This window comes from Pseudoalteromonas sp. NZS11_1 (assembly GCF_015864275.1).
GTDB lineage: Bacteria > Pseudomonadota > Gammaproteobacteria > Enterobacterales > Alteromonadaceae > Pseudoalteromonas > Pseudoalteromonas arctica.
Map to the genome: position 1 here is coordinate 76,453 of NZ_JADYXK010000011.1, position 19,903 is coordinate 96,355.

The 19,903-nt window shown below is 38.5% G+C and carries 17 protein-coding genes; 12 read left to right on the forward strand and 5 right to left on the reverse strand.

Going from position 1 to position 19,903, the window contains the following annotated elements; genetic code table 11:
• Nucleotides 1-188 precede the first annotated feature (188 nt).
• The gene (locus tag I6F44_RS10030) at nt 189-3,071 is read left to right on the forward strand and encodes an insulinase family protein (RefSeq protein ID WP_197173719.1); all 2,883 of its coding nucleotides are present in this window, start codon (nt 189-191) and stop codon (nt 3,069-3,071) included.
• A gap of 247 nt (nt 3,072-3,318) precedes the next feature.
• On the opposite strand, the gene I6F44_RS10035 is transcribed toward I6F44_RS10030, so the two are convergent.
• On the reverse strand, nt 3,319-4,701 hold the full coding sequence (locus tag I6F44_RS10035) for a Na+/H+ antiporter NhaC family protein (protein WP_024591807.1): 1,383 nt from the start codon (nt 4,699-4,701) through the stop codon (nt 3,319-3,321).
• A 317-nt stretch (nt 4,702-5,018) separates the two neighbouring features.
• Between I6F44_RS10035 and I6F44_RS10040 the strand changes: the two genes are divergently transcribed.
• Nucleotides 5,019-5,525 (forward strand): GNAT family N-acetyltransferase, encoded by a 507-nt coding sequence (locus tag I6F44_RS10040; protein WP_101217035.1) that lies wholly within the window; start codon nt 5,019-5,021, stop codon nt 5,523-5,525.
• On the opposite strand, the gene I6F44_RS10045 is transcribed toward I6F44_RS10040, so the two are convergent.
• From I6F44_RS10045 to I6F44_RS10055, 3 genes are read right to left on the reverse strand one after another with little or no spacing between them, the layout of a single operon-like run.
• Nucleotides 5,522-6,130, reverse strand: a complete 609-nt coding sequence (locus I6F44_RS10045; RefSeq protein ID WP_007582431.1) for a PqiC family protein — start codon at nt 6,128-6,130, stop codon at nt 5,522-5,524. The genes I6F44_RS10040 and I6F44_RS10045 overlap by 4 nt on opposite strands.
• Nucleotides 6,130-7,785, reverse strand: coding sequence for an intermembrane transport protein PqiB (gene pqiB / locus I6F44_RS10050; protein WP_007582433.1), 1,656 nt, complete (start codon nt 7,783-7,785; stop codon nt 6,130-6,132). Before pqiB ends, I6F44_RS10045 begins: the two co-directional genes overlap by 1 nt.
• Nucleotides 7,782-8,948: a paraquat-inducible protein A gene (locus I6F44_RS10055; RefSeq protein WP_010553945.1), complete on the reverse strand. Its 1,167-nt coding sequence runs from the start codon at nt 8,946-8,948 to the stop codon at nt 7,782-7,784. The genes pqiB and I6F44_RS10055 overlap by 4 nt, the downstream gene beginning before the upstream one ends.
• Nucleotides 8,949-9,112: 164 nt before the next feature.
• Here I6F44_RS10055 and I6F44_RS10060 point away from each other — a divergent pair, with 164 nt between their 5' ends.
• Nucleotides 9,113-9,859 carry a transporter substrate-binding domain-containing protein gene (locus I6F44_RS10060; protein WP_197173720.1) on the forward strand — a complete coding sequence of 249 codons (747 nt, stop codon included), beginning with the start codon at nt 9,113-9,115 and terminating at the stop codon, nt 9,857-9,859.
• Here the strand turns inward: I6F44_RS10060 and I6F44_RS10065 are convergent.
• Nucleotides 9,848-10,663, reverse strand: coding sequence for a thioesterase family protein (locus I6F44_RS10065; RefSeq protein WP_165735930.1), 816 nt, complete (start codon nt 10,661-10,663; stop codon nt 9,848-9,850). The genes I6F44_RS10060 and I6F44_RS10065 overlap by 12 nt on opposite strands.
• 242 nt (nt 10,664-10,905) lie before the next feature.
• On the opposite strand from I6F44_RS10065, the gene dnaK reads away from it, so the two are divergent.
• The 9 genes from dnaK to I6F44_RS10110 all read left to right on the forward strand — a co-directional run bounded on the left by dnaK (nt 10,906) and on the right by I6F44_RS10110 (nt 19,856).
• Complete coding sequence (gene dnaK / locus I6F44_RS10070; protein ID WP_008171317.1) at nt 10,906-12,819, forward strand: molecular chaperone DnaK; 1,914 nt, start codon at nt 10,906-10,908, stop codon at nt 12,817-12,819.
• 202 nt (nt 12,820-13,021) lie between these two features.
• Entirely contained in the window at nt 13,022-14,161 is a 1,140-nt protein-coding gene (gene dnaJ / locus I6F44_RS10075; RefSeq protein WP_010553942.1) for a molecular chaperone DnaJ, read from the forward strand.
• Between the two features lie 97 nt (nt 14,162-14,258).
• Nucleotides 14,259-14,720: a Cys-tRNA(Pro) deacylase gene (ybaK, locus tag I6F44_RS10080; protein ID WP_010553941.1), complete on the forward strand. Its 462-nt coding sequence runs from the start codon at nt 14,259-14,261 to the stop codon at nt 14,718-14,720.
• 150 nt (nt 14,721-14,870) lie between these two features.
• Nucleotides 14,871-15,275: a DUF1761 domain-containing protein gene (locus I6F44_RS10085; protein WP_197173721.1), complete on the forward strand. Its 405-nt coding sequence runs from the start codon at nt 14,871-14,873 to the stop codon at nt 15,273-15,275.
• A gap of 92 nt (nt 15,276-15,367) precedes the next feature.
• On the forward strand, nt 15,368-15,736 hold the full coding sequence (locus tag I6F44_RS10090; RefSeq protein ID WP_197173722.1) for a response regulator: 369 nt from the start codon (nt 15,368-15,370) through the stop codon (nt 15,734-15,736).
• Nucleotides 15,737-15,879: 143 nt separating this feature from the next.
• The gene (locus I6F44_RS10095; RefSeq protein ID WP_197173723.1) at nt 15,880-16,131 is read left to right on the forward strand and encodes a hypothetical protein; all 252 of its coding nucleotides are present in this window, start codon (nt 15,880-15,882) and stop codon (nt 16,129-16,131) included.
• Nucleotides 16,132-16,334: 203 nt separating this feature from the next.
• Nucleotides 16,335-16,598, forward strand: coding sequence for a CBU_0592 family membrane protein (locus tag I6F44_RS10100; protein ID WP_010553937.1), 264 nt, complete (start codon nt 16,335-16,337; stop codon nt 16,596-16,598).
• Between the two features lie 170 nt (nt 16,599-16,768).
• A complete protein-coding gene (locus I6F44_RS10105; RefSeq protein WP_165735931.1) occupies nt 16,769-18,499 on the forward strand; it encodes a sensor histidine kinase in 1,731 nt (576 codons plus the stop codon).
• On the forward strand, nt 18,492-19,856 hold the full coding sequence (locus tag I6F44_RS10110; protein ID WP_165735932.1) for a sigma-54-dependent transcriptional regulator: 1,365 nt from the start codon (nt 18,492-18,494) through the stop codon (nt 19,854-19,856). The genes I6F44_RS10105 and I6F44_RS10110 overlap by 8 nt, the downstream gene beginning before the upstream one ends.
• Nucleotides 19,857-19,903 lie beyond the last annotated feature (47 nt).

The window sequence follows — 19,903 nt, forward strand, 5'->3', positions numbered from 1 at the left end:
TTTTTAATCTCGCAAGGTTGGCAGACTCCCAACTAATATCCGATTATGAAGACATTTTTCACAATGTGTTACACAAAATAGCGTTATTTTGTAGAAAGTTATTAATTGAAAATGTTAGTTTAGCTTAACTATATTGCTTTGAATTGGCGCACGCTATTTTGCGCAATACTTTTTAATGGAAAACAAAAATGAAAAAGATTATTGGTTTTAGTGCTATCGCACTTGCAGTTTTAAGTGGTTGTTCAAATACAGCTTCGGTTTCTGTGGCGCCTCCGGCCTCTTTATTATCAGACACGTTAGTTGTAAGTCCTAACGATAACCGCGAATATAAAACACTTAAATTAGCAAACGACATTGAAGTTATTTTAGTGTCTGATCCGGGTGCTGAAAAGTCAGCAGCGGCACTAAGTGTAGGTGTAGGTTTACTACACGACCCGATGTCGCAACAGGGTATGGCGCATTATTTAGAACACATGCTGTTTTTAGGCACTGATCGTTACCCAGATACAAAAGGGTATTCTGATTTTATGACCAAAAATGGTGGCGCGCACAATGCGTATACTTGGCTCGATATTACTAATTACATGTTTAAAATTAATAACGACGCGTTTGATGAAGGGCTAGACCGTTTTGCCGACTTTTTTAAGGCACCTAAGTTATACCCTGAATACACAGACAAAGAAAAAAATGCAGTAAACGCAGAGTGGTCAATGCGTCGCGAAATGGACTTTTTTGGTCAATTTAAACTAGCGCGTAAAATGATGGGCGATCACCCAGCTAATCGCTTTTTAATTGGTAATCTAGAAACACTTGGTGATAAAGAAAACAGTTCGCTTCATAAAGAAACGGTTGATTTTTATAATAAATATTATTCTTCAAATGTCATGAAAGTAGCGCTTATTTCTAATTTACCTATTGCTGAAATGGAGCAAAAAGCACAAAAATACTTTGCTGATATAAAAAATAAAAACATAGAAAAACCAACAGTAACTGCAAAGCTTGATTTTGATAACGCTGGCGGTAAACGCGTGTTTTATGCACCAAATGAAGATGTAAAACAGCTACAACTTGATTTCACCATTGCTAATAATAATAGCGAATTCGCGCTTAAACCAAACCGATTTGTAGCGTATTTACTAAGTAATGAAATGCCGGGCAGCCCAGCGCAACTGCTTCGTGACAAAGGGTGGGTATCTCAGTTGTCAGCTTCAGCTGCACCAAATCAATATGGTAACTACGGGTCATTAAACGTAAACGCAGAGCTTACAGATGAAGGCATGAAAAATCGTGACGAAATAGTTGCGACTATTATGCAGTACATCGATTTAATTAAAAAAGAGGGCGTTGATAGCAAGTACTTCAACGAAATTCGTACATCACTAAATAACCAGTTTAAGTTTTTAGAAAAAGGTGATGAGTTTAATTATGTAAGCTCACTTACACAAAGCATGCAAGACTATCCGTTAAATCACGCTATTAATGCACCTTACTATTATGCAAAATTTGATGCTAATGCGGTAAATAAAGTACTTGAGCAGTTAAATGCCGATACTCTTCGTATTTGGTATGTATCGCAGCAAGAAGAGACTGACTCGCAACTACACTTTTACGACGGCAAATACCGCATTAGTGATATTGGCGATGATGAAATTGCCAGCTGGAAAAAACCAAGCGAATTTAAGTTAGCACTACCAACTGTAAACAATTTATTGCCTGAAAATTTTGCAATAAAAACTCAAGCATTTAAAGAGCAAAAACACCCAGAACTTGCTTACGATAAAAATGGTGTAAAAGTATGGCGCCAAGCAAGTCAAAAATTTGCAGAACAGCCAAAAGGGCTTGTCGAAGTTTATATAAATACTCAACCAGGTTTGAACGATATTAAAGCAGAAGTACTTTATTCTGTTTGGGCTGATTTATACAATATTCAACAAAGTCAGTTAAGTACCGAAGCAGCAATCGCTGGTATGAGTGTAAGCCTTGCGCCGAGTAATGGTCTCGTTTTATCTATGAGTGGTTTTACAGATAAACAAGTTGTATTGCTTAAACAAGCTTTAACCGGATTAAAAGCCGATGAAACAGCACAAGCATTTAGCCAAGCAGTTGATCGCTTTAAACGTAATTTACTAAACCAACAAAAACAGTTTCCGTATGCACAAGCATTTGGCGAGTATTCAAAACTAACGCGTACAGGTGGTTTTGATACAGACGCGCTTATTAAAGCCGCTGACTCAGTGAGTGTTGCCGACTTAGCACAATTAAAAACAGCTACGTTTGCACAAAACGATTTACGCGTATTTAGTTACGGTAACTACAATCAGCAAGATATAGACGCGATTGCAGACGAATTAAGTGCAACGCTACCAAGCAACCATAAACGCAGTGAATTTGCGCGAAGCAAAGCATGGTTGCCACAACCGGGCGAAACGCTGGTACTGCAAAAAGATATTGATGTAGCCGATGTAGCGGTGGTTGATATGACCGTTCACCCTGTTGCGGGTTACAAACAAAAAGCAGAAGCGGCTGTATTACAAAGCCACTTTAGAACAGTTGCGTTTGATAAAATGCGTACTGAGGAGCAACTTGCATACGCAGTAGGTGCATTAGCTCGCCCAATCGAGGATTACTCTGCAATTGGTTTGTATATTCAAACACCGGTTAAAGGTCCTAAAGAAATACAAGCTCGTTTTGATAAGTTTAAAAAAGAATACGCAGTTGAACTTGATAACATGAGCGAAGAGACTTTTGAGCAGCTTAAAAACTCTACCCTTGTATCACTTAAAGAGCAGCCTAAAAATTTAAGTGACGAAATGAGCCCACTTATAAACGATTGGTACCGTGAAAACTTTACCTTTGATTCTAAGCAAAAGCTGATTGATGAAGTTGAAAAAGTAACGCTCGCAGATATAAAAGACTACTACAAGCAAACAATGCTTAACCCTAATGCGGCACGTTTAAATGTGCAATTACGTGGTACTAAGTTTATAGAAAGTGACTTTGCCGATTTACCAAATCAAACTAAAATCACAACGCTTGATGCCTATTACAATGGTATTAAACTACAAAAATAAGCTTTATTTACGTAGCTAAAAATAAACCCCAATGTAGTAATACATTGGGGTTTATTATTTATCTCACTATATTTACTAATAATACCAATTCGCTTAATTAAGTGATCTATTTTGAGGATGGAAAAACGTGTTGATAGCTAGGCAAAAAATTCGCTATTTAGTTGTTCTAAATGAAAATTTTTAACGCAGGTAGCGACACGTTTAGCCCCGCAAAATGATTAAGTATTATTGCGGATTGGTATAATATTTAAGCCATTATTAAAAAGCCTATAACAGCTAATGCCGCAGCAATTAGCGTGTAAGGCAATTGTGTAACGGCATGGCTCATTAAATTACAACCAGAGCCTTGCGCTGCGAGCACCGTTGAATCTGAGTAAAAACACGCTTGGCTACCAAAAGAAGAAGCCGATAATAGCGCACCAATGACCAGTGGTATGTTTGCATCAACCGCATTTGCCAGTGGCATAACAATCGGAATTGATACAGCAAAAATACCCCAACTCGACCCTGTTGCAAACGCTAAAATAGCCATTGAAATAAATACCACGGCTGGTAAATATGCTGCGGTCATATAAGGGCTTAAGCTACCAATAACAAACTGAGGCAAACCAATTAAGTCGCATACGTCTTTGAATATAAACGCCGCTATAACAGTACCAATAGCGGGGATCATACTTTTAAAGCCATCAAGCATGCGCTCAATCATTTCACTTACGCTCATTAATTTTTGTAGCGCATAAAACGGGAGAGTGACCGCCATTGTTGCTAGTAAGCCTTTGTATACGTCTATTTCAAAGTAAACAGTAAATGCGATTAGTAAAATAATCGGCACTAAAAAGTTACGTAATTTACCTTTAGGATCAGCGTCTTCAAAGTTTTCTTCAGCTGCTTTTACTGCGTATTCATCTGCCGTTTGAACGTTATTGTATTGAGCTGGATCGACTTGAGCTTGCTCAATTTGCGCCATTTGTTCTGCTTTTTTCATTGGACCAATCGCAGGAATAACACCCAACACAACAAGTAAAACAACAAGCACCGCAAACCACGCGTAAAACATGTACGGAATAGCTTGAATATAAACAGCAATACCTTTGCCTTCTTCAGCAATACCGTTATCTACCAATAAGCCACTAAAAAATACCGCCCAGGTAGATAAAGGCACAAGCACACAAATTGGTGCAGCAGTAGAGTCAACAACGTAAGCAAGCATTTCGCGGCTAACTTTAAATTTATCGGTAATGCGTTTCATGGTTTCACCCACAGTAAGCGCATTTAAGTAGTCATCAATAAAAATAACCACACCTAAACAAAAGGTCATGAACAACGATGAACGCTTACCTTTGGTGTACTTAAGAGCTAGCTTGCCAAAAGCCGATGCTCCACCTGTGCGCACTAACAGTGCGATTAAAGCGCCAAAACCACCACATACAAGTATTAGCCAGCCGATGGTTTCGTCTGTCATCACTTTTAGCGATGTACTCGCAAAGTTAGTAAGTACCTGTGCAGGATCGGCTATAACTAAACCAACTAAAGCACCAATAAGTAAAGATAAAATAGGGCGGCGTAATACAACAGCCAATACAACCACCACTAACGGTGGTAGTAAACTCAACGCAGAAGGTTCAAGCATTTAAGTATTCACAAAATTAAAAGCATGCATAAAAATTAAATTAATTTTCAAGCTGCTTATACAAAAACAAAGAAGATGATAAGTTTGTTGTTAAATCATTTTCCAAGTCACTGCTTTTGTACGCGAGGGAGGGACACATAAACAGTTATGTTAAATAGCTGTTTAAGTGAAACGCGTTGGCTTTGGCGCCAGACGGTGCAAGGAGTGCAAACCGCTATTGTTGTGCCTGTAAAAACATCGGCGCAAAAATAATCTGCTTTTTAATTTCAGTCAACAAAAAGTTATATGCTAAACAAAGTTTTTTAGAGGAACTTACATTGAACGCCGTACTTAAAACAAATCGTCTGTTGTTACGCCATGCAAATGAGCTTGATGCAGCTATTTTACTTAAGCTAGTTAATCAGGCTAGTTTTATAGAGCACATTGGTGATAAAGCAATTTATACCCTTGATGATGCCAAGTCATACATCAATCAGTCATTTGTTGCTTCTCATAAATACCAAGGCTTTGGGCCTTATGTTATTACTTTGCATAATGCTGTAGTGGTTGGCGTTGTTGGGTTTTATAAACGAGCAGCGTTACAACAACCTGATTTAGGTTTTGCACTTGTAAGCGGTTTTGAAAAAAAGGGCTATGTTTTTGAAGCGGCCAGCGCACTTTTGCGCCATAAGCATGAATTTGGAATTACAAAATTGTGTGCAATAACATCACCAGATAATAGGGCATCGCAGAATGTGTTGTTGAAATTGGGCTTTAAAATAGAGGGCAAGGCGGTTATCAATAATGATCAAACCGCCGTAATTATATTTTCGCTTAATGATTAAAGTCTTGCTTGTTCTATTTGTTTTGCAACATTTAGGTTTATATTTAGCCATGTTGCTTCAAGCGTTGAAACTAAACCGTCGTATCCATCATCATCTATAGGCACTAGGTTTGAAAAATTATGAATACTTATAAGACGTCGGCCTGTTTCAGGGTGTGTGTAATATAAACGCCAAAGCCCTGAAATATCAGCGTTACCTTCCATGTCGCCATTAAAGTGGTGAATTTCGTATTCAAGCTCATAAAACGTTTGTTGATCGAGTTCAGTAATGACCGGTAAGCCCTTTATTACCATCCAATTTGGCATAGCATTAAAAAGAGTTTGCTGGGCTGTTGCAGTGAGCATTACATCCGGCGATTCGCCCCACAGGTTGTAATTTGCGGCATGAATTTGGTTGCTATCTATTTTCATAGCAATACCTAAATTATTTAAAGCACCCCTAAGTACAACTGTTTGTATTCTTAATTGTGCGTCTGTGTCTGTCACATTTCGAGACGAGGCACCAATAGGCTGCTCAAACTGGTAATACTGTGTCGCAGTTTGTATTGATGAACTACAACCTGCCAATAGTAATAATAAACTTGCAGTTAAAAATAACGATTTCATTATTGCTTCCTTGGTTTTGGATCTGCTGGTAATGATTTATCAAAAATTAGCATATTAGGTTGCTCGTTTAATCCGCGAGTTAGAGGCTGTAGGCCCTCGCTTAAACGTTTAAACTCTTTTAATGTTTGCTGTATTTGATGATGAAGTTCAGAACCTGCTTGGTAACTGGCCATGGTTTTATCAAATTGGCGCATAGTTACTTCAAACTGCTCCATACTTTTTGTCATCTTTTCGAAATTACGATTAAAGTCGCCTGGTAAGTTTTGTGTATCTTTTTGGCTTAGCAGCTCTCGCATTTCATTAGCAAGCGCTCGGTAATCGGTAAATGTGGCTTGCATTTGTTCTAAGCTATCTTCAACTTTTAAGTTATTTACTTTATTAAGTACGTCAGAGACTTGGTCTGCTAATACGGTTATGCCGCTAGAAATACTCGGAAAAACATCATATTGCACAAGTTTACCTAGGTGTGCTTGCGGTGCATCTGGGTATATATCAAAATCAACGTACACTGCACCCGTTAATAAATTACCAGGCTTTAACGAGGCGCGCATACCACTTTCAATCCAGCCTTTTAAACTACCTTGCCAATACTCTTTAGCTGAGGCACTGTCGTGATACAAGCGTCCGTATTCTACTTTTATAAGTACTGGAACCGCCGTATTATGGTTTCTAAAGTGGGCAGGTTTACCGTCAATAATTACATTGGCAGGGGTTTCAACAACAGTACCTACACGCATACCTCTATATTCGACAGGAGCACCTGTGCGTAGTCCTCGAACTGACTGTTCAAATTCAATGAGGTAGTAATCAAAATCGTAAAAGCGCTCTTCTAGCGCTTCTTTATAGCTTTGGCTTAATGAAAAGCTATGCCCATCTTGTGCTATTTCACCCGGGGCCTGTTGCTCAGGTAAGCCAACCGAAATACCGCCTTTTAAAAGTTTACTTAAAGAGCCCGTATTAATATTGATGCCATCGGCAGATAGGTCAATTTCAATCCCTGCGTTCACCCAAAAAATAGAGTTCATGGTGATGAGATTTTGATAAGGTTCTTTAATAAATACGCCGTACTTCATTGCTTGGTTTTCCCAATCAAAAGTGGCGGTTTCTATTTGACCTATTTTGTAATTTTTGAAAAATATACCGGTACTCACATCAAGCACTTCAGCGTTGTAACTCATTAATTTGAAACGGCCACCTTTCACATCTTTACCAATGAGGGCGGGTTCGTCTTGTAATTTAAAACGCTCTTTTAGCTCTTTACTTTCACCGGGTGAAAACTCTAAATATACACCAGACAATAGCGTGCTCATTCCGCTAATACCCGTTTCATCAATGCGTGGTTTTACGACCCAAATTTTGGCATCATCAGTTAATAAGTTATTGTAATTTTTGTCTATTTGCGCACGGGCAATAACGCTGTCTTGGGTGTCTGATAGTCGAACATGATCAATTTGACCTATTTTTACACTGCGCACTTTTATTTCAGTTTTACCTGCAATAATGCCCTCAGCTTGTGGCATTTCGATAAAAATTGTAGGGCCTTTATTTGCTTGGTATTGGTATAACATCCACATGCCCACTAACAGCGCAATTGCCGGAATGATCCAGATAGCGGAAATTTTCGGTTCTTTTGTTATTTCGGCAGTTTCGGTCATGCTTTGTTCTCTGATTTTTTGTTTTTAGGGGAATCCCACAACAAGCGTGGGTCAAAGGCATGGGCAGCCATCATTTGGCATATTACCATAACTGTAAAAAATACAATGCCTAATCCTGGTGTTACTGACATTAAATTACCCAGTTGAACTAAGGCAACTAAAATAGCAACCACGAATACATCTATCATCGACCATTTTCCAATAAACTCAGTCAGTTGATAAATTCGGGTGTAACTTTTTGTATGTCTATTGGCAGGTCTCGTTACCATAAAGCATAAAAAGCTCAACACAAAAGCTTTAGCAAGTGGCACCACAACGCTGGCTAAAAATATAATAGCGGCAATAGGGTAGGAGCCACTTTTCCAAAGTGTAATTACGCCACCAATTAAAGTTGAAGGGGATTCATCCCCAAGGCTAGTGGTATGCATAATAGGCAACACATTAGCTGGAATATAACAAACAACAGAGGTAATTAGCCAAGCTGCTGCTTTTTGTACGCTGTAAGGATTTCTAACGTGCGTTTTTGTATGGCAACGCTGACAAATATTACCGGTACATAGTTGGTGGCACACATGGCAGGCTTTAATATTTTCATCTATTGCACGTTTAGCATGCTCTGCGCCTTCGAGTACTTTTACAGGCTTTATTTGAGCCCATAAGCGTGGGCGATTTAAGTGAACAAGCGCAGCTATGTATAAAATAACAAACCCCACATAAGCCCAAAAACTCGTGCCAAAGCTAATATCAGCCAGCGACATGATTTTAACCATACTAACAAGTACGCCAATTAAAAATATTTCCGACATAATCCACGGTTCTAACGCAAGGGTGAACTTTAGTAGTCGCCTTGCTATGCCCTCTGGTAATGTTTTTAAAAGCCCAAGATGCAAAGGAATTAAAATAAGAAGCAAACCCATAGGCAGAGCAATAATGCTCAAATCAATAAATAAGCCAAGCAGTTCACTATCATAATTAAATAAAATTCGAGCCGCGTCGGGCAGAGTAATAGTTTGAGTAATACCACTACTGCTAAAAGAAATAAAAGGGTAAAACATACTGCTCAGCAGCATTAATAGTGCGCTAAAGCTTAGTGCAACTATACGACTATCATGATTAACATCGGCTTCGCAAAGTTTATGGTGGCAATGTGGGCATATCGCCATTTGTTTTGCGATTATGCGAGGTATATCTATGATCAGATCGCAGCAGGGGCATACAGTTTGCAATTTAATACCAAGCAAGAAGAATATTTCTTCAATTTTGCTATATTTAATACATTAATACAACGCGTTCTGCCATCAAGCTGTTCGTTATATAAAGGAAGCGTGTGAAATATTATTTTTACTACATATTAATGTGGCTCTTTGTTTGCTCGCAAAATGCTGTGGCTATTAATAAAGAGCGAGAGATAATCATCGCTGCGAGCGCATCAATTCCACCCTATGTTTTTGTAAAAACGGACTCGGGTATACACCTAAATTTAATAAAAGCCGCGTTAAAGGCCAATGGATTTGCTAATATTAATGTGCAATATATGTCGAACAAACGCGCTGAGCATCAATTACATAATAAAGGAGTAGATATACTTTTAAATTATGCTGGAGGAATTAGTGCGGGTATTTATCCAAGTAAAACGGTACTTAGTTATGAAAATGTGGCCATTACACTCAAGCGAAATAAATATAACATCGATAAAATAGAAGGCATGTTTAATAAAAACGTTCTTGCTTTTCAAAATGCAACGGCATATCTGCCTCCTATATTTAAAAGGAATGTTAAACACTTTAGCTCATATCAAGAGGTTATTAATCAAAAAGCGCAGGTAGATAAGCTGTTAAAAGGTTGGGTTGATGTAATTGTGTTAGATAAGCGTATTTTTTACCATTACTACAATCGGCATAAATCCCCCGAAGCTGTGCAAATTTACACTTTATTTCCAAAAGCAGATCGACCTGCTTATTTTAACAACTTCTCTTTAGCTACTGAGTTTGATATTGGTTTGGCGCTCATCAAGCAAAATGGTACTTATAAAAGGATTGTTGATGAAGGCCAAACCCATTCATCAATCAAATAAAGCCACTGTTTGACGTGTAAGCGCTATTAGCTCACCCGACTGCGACCATATACAGCCATCCTCTAAACCGTAACCATCTTTTGAATGATGAGTAATTGCTTCAAAGCCAAGCCATTCTCCAGGTGTTAAGTTTGGCTCTTGCACAAATTCTAAATACCACGACATGCTACTTGCAGGAGCGGGTTGTTTAAACATTTGTAAAAGTGTTGGCGGCCATGCATCGGTAAGTGCAATCACATGGGCTTCAGTTATTTGTTCGGGCGTATGTTTAAAGCGCATCCAGCCACCTAGATGAGAAGTTTCTGCACTACTAAATGGCATACCCCCTTGCTGTGGGCACAAATCAACATGTTGGAAAAATTCAGGCATCTGATCTTTTATAAAAGGTAATGTATGGCGCTCATCTACTGGTTTTAAACCCAAAGACTTCGAAACAGGCACATTAATACCCGACTCTCTACTTTTAGCAAAACACGCTTGTACAATTACGCACACTTGTTCATTTTGAATCGCTTTGGCGAGTACCTGTGTGCTACTTTTACCTTGGCGCAGTATTTCAACAGACAATGAAAAAGGGGTATCGGCAAGTAACGGCCCTACAAAATTAGTACTGAGTGAAAGTAAGCGACGATCATCCGTTACCTTGCCTCTGATTGCTTGATATAACAGCGCAGCCGAAAGCCCACCAAAAGCAGTTCTGCCCTGACACCAGTTTTCTGGGAATTGCATTGTGCTAGTTGATTGTTCGGTATTGTCTGAATTTCCAATTTTTGAGGCTTGCTGAAGTAATTGTTCAAAATGCATAGAAGATATCCTTTTATAGTGCGATTTAATAAATTTATAACACAATCAAACTAGTCAGACCAGTAATTAAAAGCGACTCCAGCGGTGTAAAAATCATCATTCCTTACAATTATTAGGGTTATTTTGTAAATAAATCATAAAAAATGAATTTTTTTTCATTTTTACAGTTGAAATAAGTTTGGCGCATCCCTATTTACTATGTCATCGAACGTATTAACGAATATTGAAGTTGGAGAAGTTTCATGGGTAAAATTATTGGAATCGATTTAGGTACTACAAACTCTTGTGTTGCAGTACTTGATGGTGGCAAAGCACGTGTTATTGAAAACGCGGAAGGCGATCGCACAACCCCGTCTATTATTGCTTACACGCAAGACGGCGAAACATTAGTAGGTCAATCTGCTAAGCGTCAAGCGGTTACTAACCCGACAAACACATTATTTGCAATTAAGCGTTTAATTGGTCGTCGTTTTGAAGACGAAGAAGTACAACGCGATATCGGCATCATGCCGTTTAAAATTGTTAAAGCTGATAACGGCGATGCATGGGTAGAAGCGGGCGGCGAAAAACGCGCTGCACCACAAATTTCTGCTGAAGTACTGAAAAAAATGAAGAAAACAGCTGAAGACTTCTTAGGTGAAGAAGTAACTGAAGCCGTAATCACAGTACCTGCATACTTTAATGATTCACAACGTCAAGCTACGAAAGATGCTGGTCGTATTGCGGGTCTTGAAGTTAAACGTATTATCAATGAGCCAACGGCTGCGGCACTTGCTTACGGTATGGATAAAAACCGTGGCGAAAACGTAGTTGCAGTATATGACTTAGGTGGCGGTACTTTCGATTTATCAATCATTGAAATTGATGAAGTTGAAGGCGAGCACACTTTTGAAGTACTTGCTACAAACGGCGACACTCACTTAGGTGGTGAAGATTTCGATAACCGCGTAATCAACTACTTAGTAGCTGAATTCAAGAAAGATCAAGGCTTAGACCTTAAAAATGATCCGCTTGCAATGCAACGTGTTAAAGAAGCTGCTGAAAAAGCAAAAATTGAACTTTCATCTGCACAGTCTACAGAAGTAAACCTTCCGTATGTAACTGCTGATGCATCTGGTCCTAAGCACATGAACGTGAAACTAACACGTGCTAAGCTTGAGTCACTAGTTGAAGATTTAGTAACTAAAACAATTGAGCCACTTAAACGTGCACTTGCTGATGCTGATTTATCAGTAAGCGACATCAACGACATTATTCTTGTTGGTGGTCAAACACGTATGCCTTTAGTACAAAAAATCGTTGCAGAGTTCTTCGGTAAAGAACCTCGTAAAGATGTTAACCCTGATGAAGCAGTAGCCGTAGGTGCAGCGATTCAAGGTGGTGTACTTGCTGGTGACGTTAAAGATGTACTATTACTAGACGTTTCTCCATTATCTCTAGGTATTGAGACAATGGGTTCAGTAATGACTGCATTGATTGAGAAAAACACGACGATTCCTACTAAGAAATCGCAAACGTTCTCAACAGCTGAAGATAATCAATCTGCTGTAACAATTCATGTACTTCAAGGCGAGCGTAAACGTTCAAGCGACAATAAATCTCTAGGTCAATTTAACCTAGAAGGTATTCGTCCAGCACAACGTGGTACACCACAAATCGAAGTAACATTTGATGTTGATGCCGATGGTATCTTACATGTATCTGCGAAAGATAAAGATACAGGTAAAGAGCAAAAGATTACGATTCAAGCATCTTCAGGCTTAAGCGATGACGAAATTGAAGCGATGGTTCGTGATGCAGAAGCACATGCTGAAGACGATAAAAAGTTTGAAGAACTTGTAGCTGCTCGTAACCAAGCTGACGCTTTAGTTCACGGTACACGTAAGCAAATTGAAGAAGCTGGCGATGCATTACCAAACGAAGACAAAGAAGCAATTGAAGCTGCTGTTGTAGATTTAGAAGCTGCAATTAAAAGCGACAACAAAGAAGAGATTGAAGCTAAAACTCAAGCTCTTGCTGAAAAGTCTCAAAAACTAATGGAAATTGCTCAAGCGAAAGCACAGCAAGGTTCAGCAGACGCTGGCGAACAACAGTCAACTAAGCAAGACGACGACGTTGTTGATGCAGAGTTCGAAGAAGTGAAAGACGACAAGTAATTGTTGCTACCGCTTCTCGCTAGCCAAAAACACTTAACTCAGTTAGGTGTTTAGGTTAGGATGAACAATTGAGGCGCGCGAGCAATAGCTTGTCGCGCCTTTTGCATGTATTCAAGGTTTAAAAATTCAATGATAAATCGATGCGATTTATCGGTTTATCCAGCAGCTTACGCTGTAAACAGAAAAGAGTAGTGTGATAGATATGTCAAAACGCGATTATTACGAAGTCCTCGGCGTAAGCAAAGATGCGAGTGAGCGAGACATAAAAAAAGCGTATAAACGCTTAGCGATGAAATATCATCCAGATCGTACCGCAGGCGATAAAGATCTCGAAATAAAATTTAAAGAAGTTAAAGAAGCGTACGAAATACTAACCGACGATCAAAAACGTCAAATGTATGACCAACATGGTCACGCAGCCTTTGAACAAGGCGGTGGCGGTGGTCACGGTGGTTTTGGTGGCGGACATGGCGACTTTGGTGATGTATTTGGCGATGTATTTGGCGATATTTTTGGTGGCGGCGGTGGTCGACGTCAATCTCGTCAACAACGTGGATCTGATTTACGTTACAACATGGACTTAAGCTTAGAAGAAGCTGTTCGTGGTAAAGAAGTTGAAATTAAAGTACCTACATGGGTTGGTTGTGAGCCATGTGATGGCAGTGGTGCTAAAGCGGGTTCTAAGCCTAAAACATGTACTACATGTCATGGTGCTGGCCAGGTGCAAATGCGCCAAGGTTTCTTTGCTGTTCAGCAAACGTGTCCAACGTGTCAGGGACAAGGTCAAATTATTTCAGACCCTTGTAACAGTTGTCATGGACAAGGCCGCGTAGAAAAAACTAAAACGCTTTCAGTTAAAATTCCAGCTGGCGTTGATACAGGCGACCGTATTCGCTTAACGGGTGAAGGCGAAGCCGGAATGCACGGCGCGCCATCGGGCGACTTGTACGTGCAAGTATCGGTTCGTGAACATGAAATATTTGTACGTGAAGCGAATAATTTATATTGTGAAGTACCAATTAGCTTTACTACAGCAGGCCTAGGTGGCGAAATTCAGGTGCCAACACTTGATGGTCGTGCAAAACTTAAAATACCGTCTGAAACTCAAACGGGCAAAATGTTCCGTATGCGTGGCAAAGGTGTTAAGTCTGTACGCAGTGGTGCCCAAGGCGATCTAATTTGTAAAGTGGTAATCGAAACGCCAGTTAATCTTAACGAGCGTCAACGTGAACTACTTCAAGAGTTAGATGAAAGCATGGGCACAGATAGCTCTAAAAACCGTCCTAAAGAGCAAGGCTTTTTTGACGGTGTTAAAAAGTTTTTTGATGATTTAACTAAATAAATTTAAATTATTATGAACAAAAAAACGACGCTTTTAGCGTCGTTTTTTTTGCTTTAAACTTAATTTTTGTTACTGTGAATAAAAAAGATGAAACAGCATGACACCAGCAATAGATCTACTTAAAAAGCAAAAAAAAACCTTTGAAGTACTCAGTTATGAGCACGATAAGAATAATAGCCACTACGGGCTTGAAGCCGTTGAAAAGTTAAATTTAGACAGTGCACAAGTATTTAAAACCTTAGTACTTGAAACACATGAAGGGCAACTGATTGTTGCTGTAACGCCTGTATCTCAACAAGTTAATTTAAAACAGTTAGCTAAATTATGTGGGGCTAAAAAAGTAATTATGGCTGCCCCACAAAAAGTACAAGTTAGTACCGGTTATATTTTAGGAGGGGTGAGTCCGCTTGGACAAAAAAAACGTCTAGCTACGTTTATTCATAGCAGTGCTTCACTGTTTGACACTATTTATGTGAGCGCCGGAAAAAGAGGCTTAGAAATAGCACTCTCGCCAACTGATTTAGCCTTATTGACCAATGCAAAATTTGGCGATTTATAAATTTTATTTTTATAATTATCTTCTATACCAAAAATTAATTTAAGTTAGGCCATTTGCTCAATCCCCTATTTATAACTACATTGGGAGTATCTTTATACCGTTAATATTTAATACCAAACGGTATTACACTCTTTGTATACGGCTGTTTGTATGAACCTTTTAGATGTAGATTATTTTGCGATACTAGTGGCTGCACTGTCTTCTTTTATGCTTGGCGGTATATGGTATTCAAAAGCTCTCTTTAAAAATGCATGGCTAGAAAGTATTGGCTTAACTGATCTGGATTTACAATCGGCTAACCCTAAGTTGATATTTGGTGGCAGTTTTTTTTTAGTTTTTATAGCGGCTTTAATGCTATCTCTTTTTTTAGATAAGGATGCAAGCGTAGGTGAAAGTATAGGAACCGGCTTTGTGATCGGCTTTTTTTGGATCAGTAGTTCATTTGGATTGAGTTATATATTTGAGCAACGTCCTTTAAAGCTTTTTTTAATTAACGGGGGTTATCATATTTTACAGTTTTCGTTAATGGGGTTCATTTTAGGGATATGGCCGTAAGATTTAAATAATCAGCAAATCCAAATTTGCTCCTTATCTTCGAGTAGAGTAGTTTTATATAATCCCCTTTACATGACTTGGTAAACGTACTAATGAAAATATTAGTTGTTGATGATATGCCGCTTATGCGACATGTATTAATTAATATGCTGAGAAAACTAGAGTATAGCAATATCGTTGAAGCAACTGATGGATTGCAAGCTTTGGCTTTATTACGCCACCAGCATTTCGATTTGGTTATTACAGATCTTCATATGCCAAAAATGGATGGCGTTGATTTACTCACTAATATTCGAAAAGATAAAGAACTCGCTGATATTCCCGTTTTAATGGTTACTTGTGAAGACAGTACGGATAAAGTTAAGCAAGTTATCGCAGCTAAAGTATCGGGGTTTATAATTAAACCTTTTAATATGAATGTATTATCATCTCAATTAAACCGCTTCTTTTTTAGAGATTAGGTTATATTCCTCATAACCAATAATTTATTATGAGCTAGCTTGAATGAACATACCGCACAAAAATTCTAAAACCCAGTTGTCACTTTTACCTATCTAAACTGATATCATAGTCAATAACTCTTCTTATAATACAGCAGAACTTAATGGCGAAACCTAATAAAAAAGGCCCTACTAAAACGGTTGATATTTTTTGCTCTGCTTGTAAAGCCTCTTTATTTAAATATCGAAAAGGGGGGAAAGGAGCATTAGTTAAGTGCTTTAAAGAGCGTATTAGCCAAGACTTTACAACAGAGGCTTGTATTTGCCCTAACTGTAGCCGGCCATTTGCCCGAGAGACGATTATTCGCGGTGCGCCGGCCTATAAAATAATTGGCGGCAAAGTAACCTTTAAATAAGGTATATGAAGTAATACTAAACCGCAATAATACTTAATTAAGCGAATAAGTATAAAGCCTTGTGCATGCGGACATATGGCCTTGTTAGAATTTACCATATTGATAGAATCGCCCGGTTTGCTGTTTCAATGAATGAAAAAATACCCTCCCCATGGATCGGGCCAGTTTATTGGGTTATTTAAAAATGGATAAAGGATAGTTTCGTGATAGCACTCTTATTTGACATCATAGGCATGACAGGTACTTTTTTAGTAGTTGGTTCATTTTTTTTACTGCAGCTAGGTAAAACATCTCCAGCTAGCTTAACGTATAATATGATGAATTTAACAGGGGCAATTTTACTGTTAATTAGCCTTTGTTATAACTTTAATTTAGCGAGCTTTGTAATCGAAATATTTTGGATTGCAGCATCGTTAATTGGCTTATATAAATATGTTAAAAATAGATCAACATTAGCTACAAATTAATTGTTTTTTAATTTAATGCTAAACAGATCGCTGTAAACATAGTTGTTTACGGCGATTTTTGTTTTTAAACACTTTAAAACTGTTGTTAACAAAAAGTTTATATCTCTGCTAGAGATTAGCCGTTACACTAGCGCCCTAAAATTTTCTTGGCTATTTTTTGCGAGTTCTTCATGTTTTCTTTTTCTAAAAAAATCATTACTGTTTGTGTGTTACTCGTACTTATATTAGTTGTTACTTTTTGGCTTGGTCGTTCTCATGATGTTGAGCAAGCAACCTACCAGGCTGAGCGCCAAGTTACGCAATTAAATAACTATATTGATACTGAGCTTGCTCGTTTTTCTGCTATTCCCCAGTTACTTACCTATAACTCGTTAATGATAGACTTTGTAGATGCGCAGCCACAGCACTATAACGCTATTAATAACTACCTTGCTGATATTCAACAAGCTAGCGGTTCCTCAGATATTTTTGTTCTAAATACTCAAGGCGAAGTTATTGCCAGTAGTAATTGGCAAGCAGATTATACTTTTTTAGGTAGCAACTTTGCGTTTAGACCTTATTTCAAACGTGCATTTGCAGGCGAAAAAGTAGCGTACTTTGCATTAGGCATGCGCTCTAAAGAGCGTGGTATTTACTTTTCACAAGCAGTATATCGCGACAATAAAGCCATTGGTGTTGTTGTGTTAAAAGTGAATGTAAGTAAATTTGAGGATGACAGAGAGCTTCTAAATACTTCAAAGGGTAGTCACTTTTTTTTGCAGCTTGCAGATGAGGTAATTGCAATGTCAGATATGCAAACGTGGCGATTAAACAGCTTCACTGAGCTTGATATAACTATGCGCAGAGATATTAAATCTCGTCGGGCTTATTTAGATCATCAGCCTTTGTATATAAAGCAGTTTCAATTTTCTAATGAAGGTATTAAACATTTAAAAATAGACAAAAAACTTTACGTAATGTCGCAAAGACCTTTACGATATTTTAATGCCACAATGAACGTACTCGTTGATATAACAAAAGTTAATTCAGCTCAACTGCCTCGCTTATTTTGGGTATTTATTATCTGTAGTTTAGTTATTATTGTTAGTTATATTTTATTAACTCGTTTTGCGGGCTATAGAAAGCTGGTGTACTCCAGACATAGCCTTGAACTTGAAGTCCTTGAGCGCACTCAGGCTTTGGAAAAAGTACAAACGGCTTTAGTTCAATCTGCAAAGCTTGCGACAATAGGACAGCTAAGTGCAGGAATCAACCACGAAATAAACCAGCCGCTCAGTGCTATTAATACTTATTTAGCTTCAGCAAAGCGTTTATTAGCTAAAGGAAATACTTCAGCACTTGGTGAAAGCTTAGTAGTGATTGAGGGATTAGTTAATCGAGTGCACCAAATTGTAGGTCAGTTAAAGCATTTTAGTAAACCTTCAAAAATGCAGCTCAGACCTTACCCTCTTGCAGGGCTTGTTAATAACGCATTAATGATTTCTAGCGCGCAGTTAAAGCAAGATAACGTACAAGTAGAGCCACCTCAGTTTGATGAAACAGTCGTTGTGTGGGTCGATTCGCTTAAATTTGAACAAGTACTGGTTAATTTAATTACTAATGCTAGCCAAGCTATGAATGGTGCAATTATTCGTAACTTAAGTTTTCAGCTGGAGTGTTTTGAAGAGCGAGTAAAACTGTCGATTTTAGATACTGGCTCTGGTATTGAGCAACATGCATTTGGTAATTTGTTTGAACCTTTTTATAGTACTAAATCAAGTAAAGGTTTAGGACTTGGTTTATCTATATCAAAACAAATAATAGATTCGTTTAATGGTTGTTTGAGCGCGCACAATCGAGTTGAAGGCGGGGCTGAATTTATAATTAGCCTCTCTAACAGGCAGGAAAATAAAGATGATTGATAGCTCCCCATGTAATCACATAATAGTCATTGATGATGAAGCAATGATCAGAGACTCTTTAAAGCAATTGCTCACTCTCGAAGGATACACCGTTGAGTGCTTTAATGACGCAAGTACCGCTCTTAGCAAACTCAATAGGCGCTTTGCTGGAGTTGTGCTGAGCGATATAAATATGCCGAACATGGATGGCTTAACGCTTTTAGAGCAAGTAACGGCTTTTGATAGTGAGCTCCCTGTAATATTTTTAACTGGTTACGCTGATGTATCGATAGCAGTTAAAGCGATGCAATTAGGTGCGTATGATTTATTTGAAAAACCAGTTAACGAGCATCTTCTTGATTGCATAGCACGAGCGTGCGACAAACGAAGCCTTGTTATGGAGAACCGCGCATTAAAAGTGGCTGTACAGAAAACCTCAGCCCCAGGTGTACGCATACTAGGTGACACACCTAAAATGCAACACATGATGCACTTATTAAACACAATTATAGACACCCCAACCGATGTAATGATTGAAGGTGAAACTGGCACAGGTAAAGAACTTGTAGCGCGGTATCTACACGATCAGAGTAATCGCTCTAGCTGTAATTTTGTTGCTATTAATTGTGGCGCAGTACCAGAGCAGTTAATAGAAAGCGAATTGTTTGGTGCAGCAAGTGGTGCCTATACAGGGGCTACTCAAAGTCGAAAAGGTAAGTTTGAATATGCACAAGGTGGTACGGTCTTTTTAGATGAAATAGAAAGCACTCCAATGGCACTGCAAGTTAAGTTATTACGCGTATTAGAAGAGCGAAAAGTAACACCTGTAGGCGATAACAAAGCAATTGATTTAGACATCAGAATTGTTGCAGCTACAAAAGTAGACTTACTTGCGTTAGTTGAAAAGGGTGATTTTAGAGCTGATTTATACTACAGACTTAGTTTGGTTAACGTTAATATTCCGCCATTACGAGAGCGAAAAGCTGACATATTACTTTTGTTTAAACACTTTAGCTCTATTGCTGCAACTCGCTATCATAAGCCGCCGGCGGCAGTAAATTACGAAATACAACAGCGGTTAGTTGCCTATGACTGGCCGGGCAATGTGAGAGAGCTAAGAAATCAAGCAGAGCGAGCTGTATTACTTGGTGCCGAACTTGCTTTTGCTGAAGTTAAAACACAACAATTAGGTGGCTTATCTCCCGATTTAAGCTTATCTGAAAAAGTCTCTTTTTATGAGCAGTCACTTATTGAGTACGCGCTTGAGCAAAACCACGGCAGTATTAAAAACACCATGGAAACACTGCAAATTGCCCGTAAAACACTTTACGATAAAATGAGTAAATACAATCTTAATAGAGATATGTTTACTGACTAAATGTGTGGGTTTGGTGACAAGACCCACTTTCTTATGTGTGGTAATTC